The sequence below is a fragment of the Conexibacter sp. W3-3-2 genome (assembly GCF_009707605.1).
Taxonomy (GTDB): Bacteria; Actinomycetota; Thermoleophilia; order Solirubrobacterales; family Solirubrobacteraceae; genus Paraconexibacter; species Paraconexibacter algicola.
In genome coordinates this window covers 257,780-276,361 of the sequence record NZ_WLYW01000001.1, presented here as the reverse complement: position 1 = coordinate 276,361, position 18,582 = coordinate 257,780, and the positions used below count along the sequence as shown (strand labels likewise).

Annotated in this window: 19 protein-coding genes, 1 pseudogene and 2 riboswitches; of the genes and pseudogenes, 10 read left to right on the top strand and 10 right to left on the bottom strand. The window is 75.1% G+C overall.

The features are described from left to right. Window positions 1-24 precede the first annotated feature (24 nt). Window positions 25-1,185: a glycosyltransferase 87 family protein gene (locus GKE82_RS01355; RefSeq protein ID WP_154732096.1), complete on the top strand. Its 1,161-nt coding sequence runs from the start codon at window positions 25-27 to the stop codon at window positions 1,183-1,185. A 59-nt stretch (window positions 1,186-1,244) separates the two neighbouring features. Here the strand turns inward: GKE82_RS01355 and GKE82_RS30330 are convergent, their stop codons facing one another. Both GKE82_RS30330 and GKE82_RS30325 read right to left on the bottom strand, forming a co-directional pair. Then, complete coding sequence (locus GKE82_RS30330) at window positions 1,245-1,640, bottom strand: type IV pilin protein (RefSeq protein WP_154732095.1); 396 nt, start codon at window positions 1,638-1,640, stop codon at window positions 1,245-1,247. 83 nt (window positions 1,641-1,723) lie between these two features. Beyond that, a riboswitch (cyclic di-GMP riboswitch) is annotated at window positions 1,724-1,812 on the bottom strand. Between the two features lie 182 nt (window positions 1,813-1,994). Next, the gene (locus GKE82_RS30325) at window positions 1,995-2,390 is read right to left on the bottom strand and encodes a type IV pilin protein (RefSeq protein WP_154732094.1); all 396 of its coding nucleotides are present in this window, start codon (window positions 2,388-2,390) and stop codon (window positions 1,995-1,997) included. 87 nt (window positions 2,391-2,477) lie between these two features. Next, window positions 2,478-2,559: riboswitch (cyclic di-GMP riboswitch) on the bottom strand. 119 nt (window positions 2,560-2,678) lie between these two features. Here GKE82_RS30325 and GKE82_RS27680 point away from each other — a divergent pair. The 3 genes and pseudogenes from GKE82_RS27680 (at window position 2,679) to GKE82_RS01335 (ending at window position 4,193) form a co-directional block, all read left to right on the top strand. Next, window positions 2,679-3,062: a hypothetical protein gene (locus tag GKE82_RS27680; protein ID WP_107569810.1), complete on the top strand. Its 384-nt coding sequence runs from the start codon at window positions 2,679-2,681 to the stop codon at window positions 3,060-3,062. After that, window positions 3,059-3,418: pseudogene (locus tag GKE82_RS31155) on the top strand (acyltransferase family protein); the annotation flags it as partial. The gene GKE82_RS27680 and the pseudogene GKE82_RS31155, both read left to right, overlap by 4 nt. 16 nt (window positions 3,419-3,434) lie before the next feature. Then, window positions 3,435-4,193 (top strand): acyltransferase, encoded by a 759-nt coding sequence (locus GKE82_RS01335; RefSeq protein WP_154732093.1) that lies wholly within the window; start codon window positions 3,435-3,437, stop codon window positions 4,191-4,193. Window positions 4,194-4,196: 3 nt separating this feature from the next. On the opposite strand, the gene GKE82_RS01330 is transcribed toward GKE82_RS01335, so the two are convergent. Continuing rightward, a complete protein-coding gene (locus GKE82_RS01330; RefSeq protein ID WP_107569812.1) occupies window positions 4,197-4,391 on the bottom strand; it encodes a hypothetical protein in 195 nt (64 codons plus the stop codon). Window positions 4,392-4,541: 150 nt separating this feature from the next. Here GKE82_RS01330 and GKE82_RS01325 point away from each other — a divergent pair, with 150 nt between their 5' ends. The 6 genes from GKE82_RS01325 (at window position 4,542) to GKE82_RS01300 (ending at window position 11,590) form a co-directional block, all read left to right on the top strand. Next, on the top strand, window positions 4,542-5,423 hold the full coding sequence (locus GKE82_RS01325) for a hypothetical protein (protein ID WP_146175384.1): 882 nt from the start codon (window positions 4,542-4,544) through the stop codon (window positions 5,421-5,423). Continuing rightward, a complete protein-coding gene (locus GKE82_RS01320; RefSeq protein WP_154732092.1) occupies window positions 5,423-6,067 on the top strand; it encodes a PilW family protein in 645 nt (214 codons plus the stop codon). Before GKE82_RS01325 ends, GKE82_RS01320 begins: the two co-directional genes overlap by 1 nt. A 702-nt stretch (window positions 6,068-6,769) precedes the next feature. Further along, window positions 6,770-7,984 carry a hypothetical protein gene (locus GKE82_RS01315; protein ID WP_154732091.1) on the top strand — a complete coding sequence of 405 codons (1,215 nt, stop codon included), beginning with the start codon at window positions 6,770-6,772 and terminating at the stop codon, window positions 7,982-7,984. 16 nt (window positions 7,985-8,000) lie between these two features. Next, on the top strand, window positions 8,001-8,921 hold the full coding sequence (gene gluQRS, locus GKE82_RS01310) for a tRNA glutamyl-Q(34) synthetase GluQRS (RefSeq protein WP_154732090.1): 921 nt from the start codon (window positions 8,001-8,003) through the stop codon (window positions 8,919-8,921). A 61-nt stretch (window positions 8,922-8,982) separates the two neighbouring features. Beyond that, window positions 8,983-10,149, top strand: coding sequence for a ribonuclease D (locus tag GKE82_RS01305; protein ID WP_154732089.1), 1,167 nt, complete (start codon window positions 8,983-8,985; stop codon window positions 10,147-10,149). A 55-nt stretch (window positions 10,150-10,204) separates the two neighbouring features. Then, window positions 10,205-11,590 carry an AarF/ABC1/UbiB kinase family protein gene (locus GKE82_RS01300; protein WP_154732088.1) on the top strand — a complete coding sequence of 462 codons (1,386 nt, stop codon included), beginning with the start codon at window positions 10,205-10,207 and terminating at the stop codon, window positions 11,588-11,590. A 15-nt stretch (window positions 11,591-11,605) separates the two neighbouring features. Here GKE82_RS01300 and GKE82_RS01295 read toward each other — a convergent pair whose 3' ends face one another. From GKE82_RS01295 to GKE82_RS26735, 7 genes are all read right to left on the bottom strand, one after another. Continuing rightward, window positions 11,606-12,286, bottom strand: a complete 681-nt coding sequence (locus GKE82_RS01295) for a metal-dependent transcriptional regulator (RefSeq protein WP_154732087.1) — start codon at window positions 12,284-12,286, stop codon at window positions 11,606-11,608. A 38-nt stretch (window positions 12,287-12,324) separates the two neighbouring features. Beyond that, complete coding sequence (locus GKE82_RS01290; RefSeq protein ID WP_154732086.1) at window positions 12,325-13,233, bottom strand: alpha/beta fold hydrolase; 909 nt, start codon at window positions 13,231-13,233, stop codon at window positions 12,325-12,327. A gap of 51 nt (window positions 13,234-13,284) precedes the next feature. Further along, the gene (locus GKE82_RS01285; RefSeq protein WP_154732085.1) at window positions 13,285-14,478 is read right to left on the bottom strand and encodes a cell wall metabolism sensor histidine kinase WalK; all 1,194 of its coding nucleotides are present in this window, start codon (window positions 14,476-14,478) and stop codon (window positions 13,285-13,287) included. Next, window positions 14,475-15,188 (bottom strand): response regulator transcription factor, encoded by a 714-nt coding sequence (locus GKE82_RS01280; protein ID WP_107569822.1) that lies wholly within the window; start codon window positions 15,186-15,188, stop codon window positions 14,475-14,477. The genes GKE82_RS01285 and GKE82_RS01280 overlap by 4 nt, the downstream gene beginning before the upstream one ends. Window positions 15,189-15,251: 63 nt before the next feature. Then, on the bottom strand, window positions 15,252-16,316 hold the full coding sequence (locus GKE82_RS01275; RefSeq protein WP_309233323.1) for an NAD-dependent epimerase/dehydratase family protein: 1,065 nt from the start codon (window positions 16,314-16,316) through the stop codon (window positions 15,252-15,254). Further along, window positions 16,313-17,248, bottom strand: a complete 936-nt coding sequence (locus tag GKE82_RS26740; RefSeq protein ID WP_196189012.1) for a PQQ-dependent sugar dehydrogenase — start codon at window positions 17,246-17,248, stop codon at window positions 16,313-16,315. Before GKE82_RS26740 ends, GKE82_RS01275 begins: the two co-directional genes overlap by 4 nt. After that, window positions 17,245-18,516: a hypothetical protein gene (locus tag GKE82_RS26735; protein WP_196189011.1), complete on the bottom strand. Its 1,272-nt coding sequence runs from the start codon at window positions 18,514-18,516 to the stop codon at window positions 17,245-17,247. The genes GKE82_RS26740 and GKE82_RS26735 overlap by 4 nt, the downstream gene beginning before the upstream one ends. Between the last annotated feature and the right edge of the window lie 66 nt (window positions 18,517-18,582).

The following is an 18,582-nucleotide window of genomic DNA, read 5'->3' as shown; positions in this document are numbered from 1 at the left end:
GTCGCGGCGCCTATGCTGCGCGGGATGCCGGCCCGCGCCCTGACGATCACCGCCGTGCTGGCGGTGGTCGCGCTGACGCTGCGCGCCGCGATCGGCATGGAGCCGGGCCTGGACTACTTCACCGACGCGAGCCAGGCGATCGACCTGCTCGCCGCCGGGAACGTCTCCGGCTTCCTGCAGATCCAGCCGCTGATGGGCAGCTTCTCGCTGATCGTGCGCGCCCCGTTCGTGCGACTCGTGCTCTACGAGGACCTCGACGTCGTCTACTACGTCGGGGCTCTGCCCTTGCTGGCCGGCGGGATCGTGCTCGGCCTGGCGCTGCGCCGGCACCTCGAGCGGGTCGGCCAGGGGCCCGCGGTGCAGTGGCTCGTGGCCGCGCTGGCGATCCTCAACCCGCTGACGTTCCGGGCACTGCACTGGGGGCACCCGGAGGAGATCCTCGCCGGGGCGCTGTGCGTCGGGGCGGTGCTCGCCGCGCTGTGGGACCGGCGGATCCTGTCCGCGGCGCTGCTCGGCCTGGCGCTGGCCACCAAGCAGTGGGCGCTGCTGGCGGTCCTGCCGGTGCTGATCGCCACGCCGTCGCGGCGGCTGGGGGTCCTGCTCGTCGCCGGGGTGATCGCGGCGGCGCTGACGCTCCCGGGGATCCTGTCGAGCCCGCAGGCGTTCTCGTCGGTGAGCCAGAACGCGGCGCTGCAGACCGGCAGTGACGGCGTCGCGACCCCCTACAACGTGTTCTGGCCGCTGGGCTCGCGCGAGCCGACCCCGCAGGGCGACCGCTACTTCGTGCCGATCTGGGCGTCGACGATCTCGCACCCGCTGATCGTGCTCGTCGCGCTGCCGCTGTCGCTGCTGCTGTGGCGCCGGCCCGACCGCCGTCGCGACGACGCGCTGCTGCTGCTCGCGCTGCTGTTCTCGCTGCGCTGCGTGCTGGACACCTGGAACATCGACTACTACGCGGTGCCGTTCGTGCTCGCGCTGCTGTCCTGGGAGGCGGTCCGCCGGCCGGGGGTGCCGCGCCTGACGATCGCGGCGATCCTGCTGCTGTCGGTCTCCTACTGGGGCGAGCACGTCCGCTTCTACGGGCAGACGCTCGAGGACGCGCCGTGGCTGTTCGCGCTCTACATGGCGTGGGTGCTGCCGCTGACCGCCTGGCTGGCGCGCACGCTGTACCGGCCGCGGACGTGACACGGGGGCGGGCCCGAAGGCCCGCCCCGTGGAGCGACTCGGTCCTGCCGGGGGTGGGGCTACCAGCCGCCGGTGCTGTTGCAGCCGCCCTCGCCGGAGGTGTTGCAGGTGCGGGCGAAGACGCCGATGCCCGTCTTGGTGATCGTGAACGAGCGACCGTTGGAGGTCTTCGTGACGACGTAGGTCTCGGGGGTGCCGTCGTTGGAGCCGGTGACGGTGACGCCGGTGGGCAGCCCCTCGGGGTTGTCGCAGTTGTTCGGCGCCTCGGTGAGGCAGGACTCGACCATCGTCACGGCGTTGCGGACGTCGGACTTCGTCGAGGCGTCCTGACCCTTCTTCTGCTGACCGAGGAACGTCGGCAGCGCGATCGCGGCGAGGATGCCGATGATCAGGATGACGACGAGGAGCTCGATGAGCGTGAAGCCACCCTCGTCGTTGCGGAGCTTGTGCAGCATGTGGAGTGATCCTCCTGGGATCGATGGACCTGTGGTTGTGCGCGCCAGTCCGCGGGTCTTGCCGGCGGGTCCATCGTGGCCCCGGTGGCGGCCCAGCGTCCTCGTCCCGTGCTGCTGGTCGAGGCCTGTGGCTTTGCGTCCCGCCCTCGCGAGCGGTTTGCCCTTGTCACCGTGGAACTGGCTCGCTGTCCGTATCGACGGCGCGGCGCCGCTCCTTGAGCCCAGAACTGGGTATGGACGGGTGTTCTAGTCACATCGCCGAGGCCGGCGTGCCCGTCCGGCCCCGGAACGCCGACGGGGCGGGCCCGAAGGCCCGCCCCGTGGGACGACGTCGATGTCGGATGCGGTGCGGTGCTACCAGCCGCCGGTGCTGTTGCAGCCGCCCTGGCCCGAGGTGTTGCAGGTGCGGGCGAACACGCCGATGCCCGTCTTGGTGATCGTGAACGAGCGACCGTTCGCGGACTTCGTGACGACGTAGGTCTCGGGGGTGCCGTCGTTGGAGCCGGTGACCGTGACGCCGGTGGGCAGCCCCTCGGGGTTGTCGCAGTTGTTCGGCGCCTCGGTGAGGCAGGACTCGACCATCGTCACGGCGTTGCGGACGTCGGACTTCGTCGAGGCGTCCTGACCCTTCTTCTGCTGACCGAGGAACGTCGGCAGCGCGATCGCGGCGAGGATGCCGATGATCAGGATGACGACGAGGAGCTCGATGAGCGTGAAGCCACCCTCGTCGTTGCGGAGCTTGTGCAGCATGTGGAGTGATCCTCCTGGGATCGATGGACCTGTGGGTTGCCCTGCGTGCCAGCTCCGCGGGTCGATGCCGAGGGGCCCAAAGGTCCCGGTGGCGGCCCAGCGTCCTCGCTTGCGGTCGAGGCCTGTGGCTTTGCGTCCCGCCCTCACGAGCGGTTTGCCCTTGTCACCGTGGGTCTGACGAGGCTCGTATCGACCGGCCGTGCGTCGAGCTTGAGCCCAGAACTGGGTATGGACGTTCGTCCTAGTGCGCGGACCCGATCGTCGGCGGACATCTGCGACCATCGGGGCGTGCTCGCGCGTCGGCTGCTGCTGCTCCTCTCGATCCTGCTGCTGACCGCCGCGCTGAGCAGCGCGCTGACGGCCTCCTCGCGCGACGACGGCGACGACGCGCCGCCGCTGCGGCTGACGCCCCCGACCTCCCCGGACGACCGGGTCACCGCGAACCTCCCCGCCGAGCGGGCCGTCCGCGCGCGCGTCGGGGACGTCGTGGTGCTGCGCGTGCGCTCCGCCGACGCCGACCGGGCCGAGATCCGCGGGCTCGGCGTCGACGTGGCCGTCGGCTCCGGCCTCGACGGGGAGCTGCTGCTCGTCGCCGACCGGCCCGGCCGGTTCCCCGTGACGCTGCGCTACAGCGGCCGCGAGATCGGGACGCTGGCGGTCGCCGACCGGTGAGCGGGGCCACCCCCGACGTCGTGCGCCCGGCGGCGCGCGACGCCGCCCTGGACGGGCTGCGCGGGATCGCCGCCGGCTCGGTGCTCGTCTACCACGCGTGGCTGTACAAGGCCGGGACCGACCCGATGTCCTCGCGGCGCGCCGGGTTCGTCGACGGGGCGCTGCACGAGCTGCGCCTCGGCCTCGTGCTGTTCTTCGTGGTCAGCGGCTTCCTCCTGTTCTCGCCCTGGGTGCGCGCCGCGCTGGAGGGACATCCCGCGCCCCGGCTGCGCGCGTACGCGATCCGCCGCGTCGGACGGATCGTGCCCGCGTACTACCTGGCGATCCTCGGCTCGATCGTCCTGCTGTGGCCGCACGACGGCTCCCCCGGGGGTGCGCCTGCCGCCCGCCGAGGACCTCTGGCTGTTCGCGGTCTTCGGGCAGAACCTGCAGTCCTCGACGCTCCTGAAGCTCGACCCGCCGATGTGGACGCTCGCCGTCGAGGCGACGTTCTACGCGGTGCTGCCGCTCCTCGGGTGGCTCGCGCTGCGCCGGCTGACGGGGCTGTCGCCGCGCGCCGTGCTGCTGGCGGTGTGCGGCCTGTTCTTCGCGGTCGGCGTCGCGTTCAACGCCTGGCTGGTGGCGAACCCCGACCTCGACGCCTACGTGCTGTCCAAGCAGCTGCCGGCGTTCGCGACGTACTTCGCGCTCGGGATGGCGGTCGCCGTCCTCGCCCACGGCCGGACCGTCGGGCCGCGCGCCCGGGCGGTCCTCCTCCTGGCCGGCAGCGCCGCCGTCGTGATCGGGGCCTGGTGGGCCGCCGACTTCGGCCGGCTCGACGACCGCCGCCAGTGGCGGGACACCGGTGCCGCCGCCGGGTTCGCGCTCGTCCTGCTCGCCACGTGGTGCGCCGCCTCGCGCGCCCGGCTGCTCGCATGGGCGCCGCTCAGCGCGCTGGGCCGGCTCTCCTACGGCGTGTACCTCTGGCACGTGCCGCTGATGGTGTGGCTGCGGTCGGTCGGGCTGCTGCCGAGCTCGACCCTCGGCGCCACCGTCGTCGCGCTGCTGCCCACGCTGCTGGTCGCCGCGGCGAGCTGGCGCTGGGTCGAGCTGCCCGCGCAGCGCTTGGCGCGCGCCGCGTCGGCGCGCTGAGCGTCAGCCCGCGGCCGCCTGCTCCTCGGCGGCGCGCCGCGCGGCCTGCGCGTCGTGCTCCGGGATCTGCACGCCGGTCCCCTCGCACCAGGGGCAGACGACCTCGTGCGGGCTGCCCCCGAAGTTCGAGATCAGCTTCCCGGTCCCCCGGCAGGGGGAGCACGGGACGGGCTCGGGCGCTGCGGCCTGGTCGCTCACAGGTCGGCAGGCTAGCGGGCGCGGCGCCTCGTCCGTTCGTCCAGTTGGCCTCCCCCACTTGTGGTGAACGGCGAACGCGCCGATATCCCTGGTGTGCGGGACCGGATCACACACGCGCGACGGGACGAGACCGGCTTCACCCTGGTGGAGGTGCTGGTCGCCGCGACCCTGCTCATCGGCGGGCTGCTCGCGACCCTGACGCTGCTCGACAGCGGCAACCGCACGACCGCCACCTCCAAGCAGCGCGACGTCGCCAACGCCCTCGCCCAGGAGATGATCGAGCGGGCGACCGGCGGCCGGAACTCCCTGGCCCGCAACGACATGACGGACATCGACCGGCTCGCCGCCACCCCCGGTCCGGCGGACCGCCTGCGGGTCGCGCTGGACCCCGACGGGGACGCCGCCAGCACCGGCGTGACGCCGGCGACGCCGACCGCCGCGGGCGCCGCGCCGCTCAGCACGCCGCAGTCCTGGACGCTGCGCCGGCGCGGCACGACCTACACCGTCTCCTACCGTGCCTGCACCCTCTCCGACGCGTACCAGAACGTGTCCATCGCGGGCCCGTTCGACTGCCTGCGACCCGCCACCGGATCCGGGGGCTCGGGGACCGGGACGGCGGGCAGCTGCTCGCTCGAGCTGCTGCAGCCGCAGCAGCTCAATCCGATGGACCCCGGCACCCTGACGGCGCGGCTGCAGCTGCTCGGCATCACGGGCCTGAACGCGTGCGTCGGCGCCCTGCTCCCCGACCTCAGCACCGCGCTGTGCTCGGCGGTCGGGTCCAGCAACCTCGTCAACACCGTCTACAACGGGCTGCTCGGGGCCGGTGGCGGGGTCACCGGGCTGCTCGACGTGCTCGGCAGCGGCGCGAGCGTCGGCCTCTGCCCGCCCACGCAGGTCGAGACCGCCCTGAGCGGCGCGCAGGCGTCGATCGCCACGACCACCCGGCTCGCGGTCACCGTCGCGTGGACCGGCTTCGACGGGCGGGCCCGCTCGATCTCCCAGACCGCGCTCGTGCGCCGGCCGGTGTCGTGATGCGCGCGCGACTGCGGGACGAGCGCGGACTCACCCTCGTCGAGCTGCTCGTCGGCATGACGCTCGGCATCCTCGTGCTCGGCGCCGTCCTCACCGGCTTCGAGCGGTTCGCCGGCGCGCAGCAGACCGCGAGCGAGGCGACCGCCGCCCAGGACACCGCCCGTGCCCAGGTCCGCGCGACCGTGGCCGAGCTGCGCGAGGCGCGGGTCGCCACCGGGCAGATCGGCCCGATCCCGGCCGGCTGGACGGTCACGCGCAGCGACCTCGTCTTCGCCACCTACGTGCCGTCCGGGGCCACGAGCGTCCCCGGCTGGGTGCGCTACTGCACGCTCACCAGCGGCACGACGTCCTCCCTGGTGCGGGCCAGCCGCGCCGGCGACACCTGGGTCGCCCCCGGAGCGTGCGCCGCGACCGGCGGCACCGGCGGATGGACCCACCAGGTCGTGCTGCGCGACCTGCTCCAGCAGCCCGGCCAGCTCTTCGACTACGCGTCCGACGCCTGCGTCGGCGCGACCTGCCTGCCGGCCGCCGCCGACGTGCGCGCCGTCGGGATCCGCGTCGCCGTCGCCCGCAGGGTCGGATCCACCGGGCTCGGCACCGTCGTGCGCGGCGCCGTCTCGTTCCGCAACCGTCCCGCCACGTGAAGCAGGAGTTCCCCGTGCCCGCTGCTCTCCCCCACCGCCTGCGCGACGAGTCCGGGATGGCGCTCGTCCCGGTCATCTCGCTGCTGGCCGTCATGGTCATGCTCGGCCTCGCGCTGCTGGCGCTCACCGACACGCAGACGCGCGAGGCGCGCGCCCAGCGCGGCGCCGACGCCGCCCAGGCGCTCGCCGAGGGCGTCGTGGCCGCCACCGCCGGGGCGCTGGCGAGCAACTCGACCGCCGCCGACTGGCCGACCTCGGGCAGCTGCCAGAACGTGACCGGCACGCTCGCCCAGACCACGACCGCGTCCGCTGCCACGCTCGAGGGCCGCATCACCACCGCGGTCCGCGACCGGTTCGCGTCGAGCTCCGCGGACTACGACGGTGCCGCGTTCGGCACCACCTGGCGGGTCAGCGTGTGCCCGGTCGCCGGGACCCTCGTCGGCGGCCGCATCGACCAGGACGGCGAGCGGCGGTGGGACGAGTCGTTCCTCACCCGGACCGTCCCCGCGCTGTCGGGCCGTCGCCCGGCGCAGGTCGCGCTGTGGGTGCGCGCGCAGGCACGCGTGGCCCGCACCGGCACCGGGACGCTGGCGCGCGCTCGCGCCGTCGCGACGAAGATCCGCCAGGGGGACCGCGCCGTTCTCCGTCCCGCTCGGCTACGCCGTCGGCACGGGCTCGTTCTCGACCGAGGCGACGACCTCGGTGAACAACATCGCCTCCGGACAGCTGCTCGGCTCGGTGCTCGGCACGAAGCCGCTGATCGCCCCGACGAGCTCGAAGATCGGCATCCGCTGCGGCCTGCTGAACACGCTGAACAACCCGAGCTCGGTGTGCCTCAGCGGCACGCTGTCCGGCGTGCAGGGCGCCACCAACGCCCTCGGGCTCTCGACCCTCAACGGCCTGCTCGGGATCGACCGGTCGCTCACGCTCGGCACGTGGGCGATGGCGCCCGCCGACGCCCAGCAGGGCTACCGCGACGCGGCGACGCTGACGAAGGACACGGTCGCCGGCGGCGGCAGCATCGCCACGAAGAGCGCGTCCGGGGCGCCCGAGTGCTTCACCGAGACCACCGACCAGAACTCGATCGTCTATCTCGGCCAGGTCGGTGACGGCAACCAGTACTGCACGCTCAGCACGGCCCGCACGTTCAAGATCCTCGTGGTCGGCCGCGGCGGCGTGCGGATCACCGGACCGGTCACCGGCGTCGTCTACGCGCTGAACCTCCAGGAGTGCGGATCCGATGGCGTCTGCTCCCAGAGCGAGCGCACGAGCGCCGCCGTCCGCGAGGTCGTGCGGATCGAGGGCAACACCGGCAAGGTCACCGGGTCGGTGTGGGCCGACGGCGCCGGCGGGGCGGTCGGCATCTACCCGTCGCTGACGAGCCAGAGCACCGCCGCCCCCGCGCTGCTGGGCGGCGCCTGCTCGATCCCCGTCCTCGGACCGGTGCTGAACGTCCTCGGCAGCACGCTCGCCGGGGTCGGCCAGCTGCTCGGGCAGACGCTCGGGCTCGTCGCCGGCGTGCAGGAGGAGGTCCGCTACCCGGGCGGCGCCTCCTCGCTGACCGGATGCCAGGCGCTCACCAACCAGCTCGGCACGCTCACCAACAGCCAGCTGCTGAACCTGTTCGCGACCGGCGGCGACGTCGCCGTCCCGGTCTCCGAGCGCCGCACCCGCACGTGCAAGACCTGGCTGGTCGTCTGCCTGGAGTGGAACGCCTGGTCGTCCTGGACGACGAAGGAGACCCAGACGGTGTCGCTGCCGGCCCTGACCTCCGACGTCGTCGGGGCGCTGACCTCGGTGCTCACGAGCTACACGGCGATCCAGTACGACGAGAACGTCGTGAAGGCCGCGTCGGTCGGCTTCACGGTCGGCGGCGGCCCCGTGTCGGGCACCTACCGCAACGTCGCGCCGAACTGAGCCGGGCGGGCGTAGCCTGCCGGACGTGCCCGCCCCGCACGACGGCCGCTACGCCCCCAGCCCCACCGGGCCGCTGCACCTGGGCAACCTGCGCACGGCGCTGCTGGCCTGGCTGTTCGCGCGCAGCGCCCGTGCACGGTTCGTGCTGCGCATCGACGACCTCGACCCGGGACGCTCGCGCCGCGAGCACGAGGCCGGGCAGCTGGCCGACCTCGCCGCGCTCGGGCTCGACTGGGACGGGCCCGTGCCGCGCCAGTCCGCCCGCGCCGACCGCTACGCCGAGGGACTCGCCGCGCTGGAGGCGCAGGGGCTCGTCTACCCGTGCTGGTGCACCCGCGCAGAGCTGCGCGAGGCCGCCAGCGCCCCGCACGGCGCGCTGCCGGAGGGCGCCTACCCCGGCACGTGCCTGCGGCTGACCGCCGCGCAGCGCGCCGAGCGGGAGGCGCGCGGCCGCCCGCCCGCGCTGCGCGTGCGCGCCGACGCGGCGGTCGTGACGGTCGAGGACCGGCTGCTCGGCCCGTCCACCCAGGTCGTCGACGACCTCGTCGTGCGTCGCGCCGACGGCACGCACGCCTACAACCTCGCGGTCGTCCTGGACGACCACGACCAGGGCGTCGGGGAGGTCGTCCGCGGCGCCGACCTCGCCGAGACGACGGGTCGGCAGGTCTGGCTCGCTCGGCGCCTCGGCCTGGCGGTCCCCGCCCACGCGCACGTCCCGCTCGTCCTCGGGCCCGACGGCCGGCGGCTGGCCAAGCGCGACGGGGCGGTGACGCTCGCGGACCGGTGCGCGCTCGGCGAGCGCCCGGAGCAGGTCCGTGGCCTGCTCGCCGCGAGTGTCGGGCTCTGCGCACCCGGCGCGACGCCCGCCATGGACGAGCTCGTGGCGGCCTTCGACCCGGCGCGCCTGCCGCGCGAGCCGACGGTCCTGCGACCGTGACGCCGCGTTCCGGGCGCCCCTCGGCGGACGCCGTGCCGCCCGCGCGGGTAGGGTCACGGCGATGGCCAAGGTCGATGCGCACATGATCGCGGCCCGCGCACGTGACGCGGGACGGCTGGGCATCGACACGGAGTTCATGGGCGAGGGCCGCTACCGGTCGCTGCTGTGCCTCGTCCAGGTCGCCGTCGACGACGGGGACGGTGCCGCCGACGTGTGGGTGCTCGACCCGCTGGACCGCGACGGGTTCGACCCCGCGCCGCTGGCGGAGCTGCTCGCCGACCCGGCCATCGAGATCGTCCTGCACGCCGGCCGCCAGGACGTCGCGCTGCTGCGCCGCGTCTGGGGCACGACGATCACCAACGTCTTCGACACGCAGATCGCCGCCGGCTTCGCCGGAATGCGCGCCCAGATCGGCTACGAGGGCCTGCTCTCGGAGCTGCTCGGCGTGCGGCTGCAGAAGTCCGCGAGCTTCACGAAGTGGGACGCGCGCCCGCTCAGCCCCGAGCAGGCCGAGTACGCCCGCGAGGACGTCCTGCACATCCTGCAGGCGACCGACGCGCTGAAGGACCGGCTCGAGCGCAGCGGCCGCCTCGAGTGGGCGCAGGAGGAGTGCCGCGTCCTCGAGACGATCACCGACGACCGCGACGTCGACGCCGTGTTCGAGCGGCTGCCGCGCATCGCCGGCCTCGACGGCGGGGTCCGCGCGATCGCCCGCGAGCTCGTCGCCTGGCGCGAGGAGACCGCGCGCGAGCAGGACAAGCCCGTCTCCAGCGTGCTGCAGGACGCCGCGCTCGTCGAGATCGCGCGGCGCAAGCCGAAGTCGATGGAGCGCCTGTCCCAGATCCGCGGCCTGCACGAGGGCACCTTGCGGCGGCGCGGCAAGTGGATCCTCGACGCGGTCGAGCGGGGCCGCGAGCAGCCACCGATCCCCACCACGAGCGAGCGCAGCCCGGGCCCGTCGCCCAAGGACGCCCCGCTGATCGCGCTGTCCGAGGCGCTCGTGCGCGCCCACGCGCTCTCCTCCGGGCTCGCCTACGAGCTGCTCGCCACGCGCGCCGACCTGCAGGCGGTCGTGACCGCCGTGCGCGAGGGCCTGACCGAGCCCGACGTGCGGACGCTGCGCGGCTGGCGCCGCGAGCTCGTCGGCGACGAGCTGCTCGCGCTGCTGCGCGGGGAGCGCGTGCTGTGCGTCGGCGACGGCCTGCGCCTGGACGTCACCGCGCGCTGATCGCGGTCCGCCCGGCCGCGTGGTCGGTCCGGGGCGCTCGTGCGTATCCCGATGGATGGCTGATCGCACCCCGACCTCCCGCTTCGGCCGCTCCGCGCGCATCGGCGGCCTCGTCGCCGGGCAGGGCGCCCGCGTCGCCGGTGGCAAGCTCCTGGACAAGGCCCGCGGCGACGAGTCGCGCGAGCGCGCGCAGCGCAAGCGCACCGCCGCGGTGGTGGAGCAGGTCGTCGTGCAGCTCGGCTCGATGAAGGGCGCGGCCATGAAGTTCGGCCAGGTGCTCTCCACGATCGACCTGCCCGGGCTCGAGCAGGAGGACTCCGAGCGCATCAAGGCCCGCCTGGCGGAGCTGCGCGACAACGCGCCGAAGGTCGAGTTCTCCAAGATGGAGAAGCTGATGGCGGCCGAGTGGGGGCAGCCCGTCGACAAGGTGCTGCGCGAGCTGGACCGCGAGCCGATCGCCGCCGCGTCGATCGGGCAGGTCTACCGGGGCGTCACCCACGACGGCGACGAGGTCGCCATCAAGGTGCAGTACCCGGGCATCGCGGAGGCGGTCGACGCCGACCTGCGCAACATGAAGATCCTGCTGCCGCTGATCGGGCGTCTCGCTCCCGGCCTCGACACCAACGCGGTCGCCGAGGAGCTGCGCGAGCGCGTCACCGAGGAGCTCGACTACGAGCTCGAGGCCCAGAACCACCGGCGGATGGCGCGCGCGTGGCGTGGCCACCCGTTCGTGCGGATCCCCGCGGTCGACACGTCGCTGTCGACCCGCCGGGTGCTCGTGACCGAGATGATCCAGGGCGGCCAGCCGTTCTCCGCGGTCAAGGAGCTGCCCGAGGCCGACCGCGACGCGTTCGCCGAGATGGTCTTCCGGTTCTTCTACGGCTGCGCGACGCGCCTGGACCTGGTCTGCGGCGACCCGCATCCGGGCAACTTCCTGCGCCTGCCCGACGGCACCGTCGCGTTCTTCGACTTCGGCATGATGCGCCAGCTGCCCGCGGGCTACTCCAAGCGGGAGAGCGTGATCTTCTCCGCGGTCCGCGACGAGGACGCCGCCGGCGTCGCCCGGGGCCTGCGGGACCTCGGCTACCTGCCCGACTCGTTCGACTTCCCCGACGAGCTCGTCTACGAGCACATGCGCCGCACCGGCGCGTGGATGTTCGACTGGGAGCCGCCGGTGCGGCTGTCGGGCGAGTCGGCGCACCGGCTGATGGACGACGTGCTCGCGATCGGCGGCGAGTGGCGGTCGATGGTCCGTGGGTTCGACATGCCGCCGGAGGCGCTGCTGATGCGGCGGATGGAGAACATCCTCTTCGGGGTCGCGTGCGACCTGCGCGCCGCCGCCGACTGGGGCGCGCTCTGGGCGGAGTTCTTCCTCGACGAGCCGTACGACACCGAGATCGGCCGCCTCGAGCGCGAATGGGCGCTCGACCGGGTCGCCTGAGGGCGACCGCCCCGGTCAGCCGACGGCGACGCGCATCGCGCGGGCGAGGTCGCCGCCGATGCTCAGGTCCACCGACGGGAACCGGACGGTGAGCGGCCCGCCGAACGGCTGACGGTCGAGCACCTCGACCGCGTCCCCGATCTGGATGCCGCGCCCGGCGAGGTAGCGGAGCATCTCCGGGTCCTCGTCGCTGATCCGCACGAACCGGCCGGACGCCCCGGGCTCCAGCGCCGACAGCGACACGCTGTCGCCCTCGTCGATCCGCAGGTCCGCGTCGGGGATCGGGTCGCCGTGCGGGTCGTGGGTCGGGTGGCCGAGCTTCGCGGCGATCCGCGCCTCGAGGTCCTCGCTGATGACGTGCTCGAGCGCCTCGGCCTCCTCGTGCACGCGGTCCCACGGGACCCCGAGGTGCTCGTGCAGGTACAGCTCGAGCAGCCGGTGGTGGCGCATGACCTCCAGCGCGACCTTCTCCCCCTGCTCGCTCAGCGTCACGCCCTTGTACGGCGCGTGGGAGGCGAGACCGAGGTCCGCCATGCGCTTGACCATCGCCGACGCGGAGCCCGCGGTCACGCCGAGCCGGTCGGCCAGCTCGTTCGTGCCGACGGTGCCGTCGCCACGCCGCTGCAGGGCGTAGATCGCCTTGGCGTAGTTCTCGACGGCCTCGCCGTGCTGACGATTGCCGGAAGGGGTCGCCATCGTCGCCAATCCTCGCACGTCGCCCGGCGCGGGACCGCTCAGCGCGTCGCGGCTCCCCCGGACGGCGGGCCGTCCAGCCAGGCGTCGACGAGCGCCCCGATCTCGTCCGGGCGCTCCAGGTGCAGCCAGTGCCCGGCGCCGGGCACGACCGCGAAGCGGCTTCCCGGGGCCAGCAGGTCCTGTGCGCGCTCCCCGATCGCCGCGAGCATGCAGCCGTCGTCCTGCCCGTGCAGCGAGAGCACCGGCGCCCCAGCGCGCAGGCCGAACAGCCGCGCGAAGCCGCGCGTGAGGTTCTGGCGGTAGTAGGCGAGCGCGGCCTCGCGCTGCGCGCGCGTGGCGAGGGCGGCGCGGACGTGCGCGAGGTCCTCGGTCGCGTCGTACCCCGGCGACCAGCTGCGCCACAGCGCCGGGATCATCCGGTGCAGGAGCGTCCGCTCGACGAACGGCAGCTGGTTGTAGAGGAAGTACCAGCTGCGGCGGGACTGTCGCAGGCCCAGCCGCAGGTCGCGCGGGGCGTGGGTGAGCGGGCGCAGCAGCGCGGCCGGCGGCGGGATCGACAGCGCGACGTGCCGGGCGAAGCGCCCCGGGTCGCGCGCGGTGACCGCCCAGACCTGGACGGCGCCCCAGTCGTGCCCGACGAGCACCGCGCGGTCGTCGCCGTCCAGCGCCGCGTGCAGGGCGAGCAGGTCGCCGGCGAGGTCCTCGACGAGGTAGCGGCCGTCCGGTGCGGGCCCGGTCGGCCCGTAGCCGCGCGTGTAGGGCGCCACGACCCGGTAGCCGCGCGCGGCCAGCCGGGGACCGAGATGCCGCCAGGTCGACGGCGCGTCCGGGTAGCCGTGGACGAGGACCGCGAGCGGCGCGTCCGCCGCGGCAGCGGCCGGCGCCCAGGTCAGCGCGTGCAGGCGCAGCCCGGGCAGGTCGACGGCGATCGGCTCGGGGGCGCGCATCCCGCGACCGTACCCGGCGGCGGGCGTGCGCCGCGTGATCGGGCCGGGCGCTCAGGCGGGCAGCGGGACGCCCTCGGGCAGCCGGAACCGCACGCGGGTCCCCGCGGGCGCGTCCTCGAGCCAGATGCGCCCGCCGTGCGCCTCGACGATCGCGCGGGCGATCGCCAGGCCCAGCCCCGCGCCGCCCGCCGTGCGGGCCGCCCGGTCGCCGCCCTGGAAGAACGCGTCGAAGACCCGCTCCCGGTCCTCGGCCGGGATGCCCGAGCCGGTGTCCGCCACCTCGATCTCGACGCCGTCCCCGACCGGCTCCGCCCGGACGACGACGCTGCCGTCGGCGGGCGTGTGGCGGATCGCGTTCTGGATCAGGTTGAAGAGGACGCGCTGCAGCTGCTCCGGGTTGGCGCGCGCGGGCACGAGGCCCGCGGCGAGGTCCGCGCGGACCTTCACGCGTCGCTGCTCGGCCTGCGGGCGCATCGCGTCGACCGTCTCGGCGACGAGCGCGTCGAGCGGCACGTGCTCGGCCGTCCAGCGGATCTCGCCGGCCTGCAGGCGCGTCAGCTCGAAGAGGTCGTCGATGAGCGCGCCGAGCGCGCGCACGTGCGTGGTCATCCGCGCGAGCTGCTCGCGGCGGCGGTCGGGCTCGAAGATGTCGTCCTCGAGGCCCTCGGCGATGAGCTGCAGCGCGGTGATCGGCGTGCGCAGGTCGTGCGAGACGGCGGCCATCAGCTGGCGCCGCGCGTCCTCCTCGCGCGCGATCCGCTCGACCATCCGGTCGACGTCGGCGGCGAGACGGGCCAGCTCGTCCTCCCCGGCGACCCCGGTGCGCACGTCGCGCCGGCCGGCGCCGACCGCGTCGAGCGTGCCGCTGATCGCGTCGAGGTCGGCGAGCGCACCGCCGCCCAGCAGCCGCGCGAGCCACAGGCCGACCGCGCCCGCGAACACCACGACGACGACGGTGAAGAACGCGTCGTGGGCGTTGAAGAACATCTGCTGGACGAACAGCGCGACCGCGACCAGCGCCTGCGCCCCGACGAGCACGGCGATCGTCGCGAGGTGCCGGCGCAGCGACCGGCGCGGCCGACGCTCGGCGAGCGCGTGGCCGACGAGCACGGTCAGCACCCCGACCGGGCCGAGCAGCACGAGCACGAGCCAGGCCGCGTGGCCGCCGTAGGGCAGGGCCGACACCGCGGCCAGCAGGCCGGTGAGCGCGGCGACGAACAGCAGGCTCGTGGCCCGCCCGCTCATGCCGCCGTCCCGAAGCGGTAGCCGACGCCCCACACCGTCTCGATCCAGCGCGGCTGCTCGGGGTCGACCTCGATCTTCGCGCGCAGCCGCCGGATGTGGACGGTGACCGTCGAGGTGTCGGTGTAGAACGAGTACTGCCAGACGCGGTCCATCAGCTGGTTGCGCGTGAACGCCCGGCCCGGGTGCCGGGCGAGGAACAGCAGCAGGTCGAACTCGCGCTGGGTGAGCGCGACCTCCTCGCCCGCGGCGAGCACGCGGCGACCGACCGGGTCGATCGTCAGCCCGTCGAGCTCGATCGCCGGCTCGTCCTCGGGCGTGATGTCCAGCCGGCGCAGGACGGCGTCGACGCGGGCGACGAGCTCCGCCGGGCTGAACGGCTTCACGACGTAGTCGTCGGCGCCGAGCCGCAGGCCGGTGATGCGGTCGCTCTCCTCCCCCTTGGCGGTCAGCAGGATGATCGGCGTGCGCCGCCGGTGCTGCTCGCGGATGCGCCGCATCACCTCGAGGCCGTCGATCCCCGGCAGCATCAGGTCCAGGACGATCAGGTCCGGGGCCTCGCGGGCGGCCGCGTCGACCGCGGCGAGGCCGTCGGCGGCGAGGCGGGTGCGGTAGCCCGCCCGCTGCAGGTAGCGGGAGACGACGTCCCCGATCGTGGGTTCGTCGTCCACCACCAGGACGGACCCGCGGGAGTGCTCGCTCGTCGTGCTCACCGGCCGAGTGTGGACCGCCGGGACGGCGCGGGCAAGGGCGCGCGGGGCGCGTTCACCGACCGTTCATCGGCCGGACGTCGCGCGCAGCGGCGCGTGCGCGAACTCCGCCATGCCGACGAGGAAGTCCTCCCGGGCGGTGAACCCCAGGACGGTCCGGGCGCGCGCGGGGTCGGCGACGACGTGCCGGACGTCCCCGAGGCGGTACTCGCCGGTCACGACCGGGTCGGGGGCGTCGCCGTGCGCCGCCTGCAGCGCGCGGGCCATCTCGCCGACGGTGCGCGGCTCCCCGCTGCAGACGTTGAACGCCCCCGGCACGGGCTCCGCGGCCAAGAGCGCGAGGACGTTCGCGCGCGCGACGTCGCGGACGTGGACGAAGTCGCGGCGCTGCCCGCCGTCCTCGAAGACGCGCGGTGCGCGCCCGGCGGCCAGCGCGCTGGCGAAGATCGACGCGACGCCCGCGTACGGGGTGTCGCGCGGCATCCGCGGGCCGTAGACGTTGTGGTAGCGCAGCGAGGTCACGGGGACGCCGGTCTCGCGCGAGAACGCCTCGGCGAGGTGCTCCTGGTGGAGCTTCGTGGCGGCGTAGACGTTGCGCGGGTCCGCGGGGGCGTCCTCGGGCACGAGCTCGGGGGTGAGCGGCGCCCCGCAGGTCGGGCACGGCGGCTCGAAGCGGCCCGCGTCGAGGTCGCTGCGCCGCCGCGCACCGGGGCGCACCACGCCGTGGGTCGGGCAGCGGTAGCGCCCCTCCCCGTAGACGACCATGCTGGACGCCTGGACGAGCCGCGGCGGGGTGCGCGTGCGGGCGAGCTCGCGCAGGAGCACGGCGGTGCCGAGGTCGTTGTGGGACACGTAGTCGGCGATGTCGCCGATGTCGGTGCCGAGCCCGACCATCGCCGCCTGGTGGCAGACGGCGTCGACGCCGCGCAGCGCCGCCGCGACGACGGCGCCGTCGCGCACGTCGCCGCGGACCCACTGCGCGCCCTCGGGGACGAGCGGCTCCGCGTCGGTCGCGTGCGCGGCCGGGTGCAGGTCGTCGAGCAGCCGGACGTCGTGGCCGGCGGCGAGCAGCGCCTCGGCCACGTGCCCGCCGACGAAGCCGGCGCCGCCGGTGATGAGCACGAGGGTCACGGGGTCCTCCCGGAGGGGTCGACGAGGTGCAGGTCGCGAGCGCCCGAGACGAGCAGCCGGCCGTCGCCGAGCCGCACGACGCCGTAGCGGCAGTCGCGGTCGAGCACGCCGGTGCGCCGCCACGGCGCGTCGGGCGTCGGCTGCTCGAAGCGGTCGAGCCGTCCGCTGACGACGCCGCAGACGGCCAGCCGCCGCTCGCCGAGCGCCGCCACGCCGGACGGGGCGATGCGCCCGGGCAGGTCGGTCACGGGGCCGCCCGTGCCGTCGCCCGGGCCGATCCGCTCGGGGCGGCTCCCGGGCGCGTTGTCGGCCACGAGCAGCCGTCCGCGCGGGGTGCGGTCGAACGCGAACGGGTTGTTCCAGCCGCCGGACAGGACGCGCGGCCGCTGGTCGGGCGGGCCGTCGGGGTCGAGGGCGAGGAGCTTGCCGTTGAGGGCGCGCGGGTCGCGGACGCGCGGCGGGTCCTGGAGGTCGCCCACGCCGACGACGAGCCGGTCGCGGTCCGGGTCGTGCAGCAGGTGTCCGCCGGTGGCCAGCGCGGTGCCGACGGGCCCGGTCCAGACGCGCGTGCGGGGGGCCGGGCGCAGGCGCTCGACGACGAGGCGCCCACCGTCACGCGCCGACGTGTACGAGGCCCAGACGGTCCGGCCGTCCGGGGTCGCGGCGAGCCCGAGCAGGCCCCGCTGTCCGCCGGTGCGCACGGGCAGCCGCGCGAGGACGGTCGCCCCGGGCTCGCGCCGCACGATCCCGGAGGCCAGCTCGCCGGTGAGGTAGCCGCCGTCCGGCAGCGCGGCGAGGGCGGCGAGGACCGGGGTCGCGGCGGCGGGCTGCCGCGGGTCGGCCTGGGTGCGGGTCGGCTCCTCCCCGCCACCGCAGCCGGCGACGGCGAGCGCGACCAGCGCCAGGGCCGCGAGGGGACGCCGTCGGCTCACCACGGGGACCGCGCTCCGAGCTGGACGCAGAGCCCGAGGGCGGCGGCGCTGGCCAGCCAGCGCCGCGACGACCCCAGGGCGCAGGTCGCGAGGACGATCCAGGGGGCGAACGGCAGCCAGATCCGCTCCGTCTCGCCCCGGGACAGGCCGCTGAGCGCCGCCGCGCTCAGCGCGACCGCCGCGCCACCGGTGAGGATCCAGGTGCCGCGGTCGCGCAGCCGCACCAGCCCGACCGCCGCGGCGGGCCCGACGACGAGGCAGAACGCGGCGAGGTCGATGAGCAGGAACTCCAGGTACGGGCGGCGGGAGGCGACCCCGGCCTCGTAGAGCTCCCGCGTGGCCGCGAGCCCGTCGAACCACCAGAAGCCCGCGCTCGTGAAGACCGCGAAGACGGCGCCGACCCCGACCGCGGCGAGCACGAGGACGCGCCAGGCGCGCCGCCACAGGACGATCGCCAGCGGGATCGCGCCCAGCGGCGTGATCCCGTAGCTGAGGTGCAGGGCGGTGCCGAGCACGAGCCCGGCGGCGATCGCGCACCCGTCCGCCCGCCGGCCCGCGGGCCCGCTCGCCGCCACGGCCATCAGCGCGATCCCGACGGCCGCCACGCCGGTGAACAGCGCGTCGGCGGAGGTCCCCATCCACACCGCCCCCGGAAGCAGCACCAGGAACGGCGCCGCCCGGCGTGCCGCGCGCTCCCCCGCGAGGGCGCGGTGCGCGACGAGCGCGGCCGGCACCGCGAGCGCGCCCCCGGCGATGACCAGCACGGTCGCCCAGCCGGCGCCGCCGAGCCCGACCGCGTCCATCCCGGCGAGCAGCAGCACGAGGCCCGGCGGGTGGCCCTTCACGTGCGTCGGGTAGGTCGGCAGCAGCTCGGTGAAGGTCCGCAGGAAGCCGCCCGGGGAGCCGACCCGGTCGACCGCGGCGAGGTACTCGTAGCGGGTCTCCAGCGGCGCGGTCAGCGCGTCGGGCCCGTCGGTCAGCGCCAGCAGCACGATCCACGTGGCCGCGGCGACGGTGGCGGCGCCGAGCAGCACCGGCCAGCGCAGCGCCGACGCGACGCGCTGCCCGGTGGCGACCGCGACCACCGCGAACGCCACGGCGGCGAGCGCCCACGCCCCGAGGCGCAGGTCCGCGGTCCCGACGAGCGGGGCGTTGCCGATCCGCACGAGCGGGTCGTCGTCGTAGAGCGCCCGGCCGACGAGCGCGCCGGCCACGAGGACCAGCGCCCACCCGCCGACCGCGGCCACGGTGCGCGGGCGGTCCTGCATCGGTCCCCGACGCTAGCGCCGACGGACCCGGACGGCGAGCGCGGACGACCCTGTTTCGTGGTTCGT